The following is a 1,193-nucleotide window of genomic DNA, read 5'->3' as shown; positions in this document are numbered from 1 at the left end:
GAGGAGGGCGTTCCAGACCCGGCCGCCGGTGGTGGCGGCGCCGGGCCGGCGCAGCCGTGCCAGCAGCGGGACGCGGCCCTTCTCGACCCGGTCGCCGAGCAGCGAGAGCAGCGCCGGCAGCACGGTGAGCGAGCCGAGCACCGCGGTGATCACGACCACGATGGTGGCGTAGGACATCGCCTGGAACTCCGCGATGCCGGTGAGGAACATGCCGGCCATGGCGACCACGACGGTCACCCCCGAGACCAGGACGGCCCGGCCGCTGGTGGCGGCGGCGATGGCCAGCGCGGTCGACGCGTCCCGCCCGGCGGCGCGCTCCTCGCGCTCGCGGCGCAGGTAGAAGAGGCAGTAGTCGACGCCGACGGCGAGGCCGACCAGCAGCATCACCGAGCTCGCGTTGTCGCTGGTGTGCAGGAATCCGCTGCTCAGCGCGACCAGTCCGCCGGCCGCGACGAAGGCGGTGATGGCCAGCACCACCGGGAGGACGGCGGCGACCAGCGCGCCGAAGGCGACCAGCAGGATGCCGAGGGCGAGCGGGACGGCGGTCCACTCGGCGCGGGCGAAGTCGTCGGAGAACTGCTCGCGGATCCACTTGCCCGAGCTGGCGTCGCCGAGTTCGACCACGGTGAGGTCGGGGTGCTGCTCCTGAACGGCGGCGACCGCGGCCAGGACGGCCGGGACGTTCTCGACGGCGTCCTGGTGCTCGCCCTTGAGGGTCAGCTGGACGAGGGCGGCGTGGCCGTCCGCCGAGACCGCCCTGGTGTCGTAGGGGGAGCGGACCTCGGCGGCCTTGCCGGTGGCGTCGATGCCGGCGATCACCTGGCCGACGGCGGCCCGGAAGGCGGGGGCGTCGGCGGTCAGGGCGTCGCTGCGGACCAGGACCGTCTCGCTCGCCGGGGACTTCAGCCCGGCGTCGTCGAGGATCCTGGCGGCGCGGGAGACCTGGCCCGGCATGGACTCGGCCTCCTTGACCTGTGTGCTGCCGTGCAGGCCGCCGAGGACGGCGGCCAGGACGACGAAGAGCAGCCAGCCGAAGACGGCGGTCTTCCGGTGCCGGGCGCTCCAGGCGCCCATGGCGGCGGCCACGCCGAGTCTGGTCTTCACGAGAGTTCCCCCAGGGAGAGCGGCGGCCGCCGCCGGCGGAGGGCGGCGGGTGCGCGGGGCCGGACGGCCGCCGGAAGCGGGCGCCGGGT

At 75.1% G+C, this 1,193-nt stretch carries 1 protein-coding gene; it reads right to left on the bottom strand.

Features of this window, described 5'->3' with window-relative positions; all coding sequences use genetic code 11:
• The coding region (locus tag MCM47_RS41170) for an MMPL family transporter (protein ID WP_374209286.1) at positions 1 to 1,104 on the bottom strand (1,104 nt) is incomplete at its 3' end.
• Positions 1,105 to 1,193: the final 89 nt, after the last annotated feature.

Origin of the sequence: Kitasatospora sp. A2-31 (genome assembly GCF_022288725.1) — a bacterium.
Taxonomy (GTDB): Bacteria; Actinomycetota; Actinomycetes; order Streptomycetales; family Streptomycetaceae; genus Kitasatospora.
The sequence above is the reverse complement of the archived record's forward strand: the minus strand, read 5'-3'. Positions and strand labels throughout refer to the sequence as shown.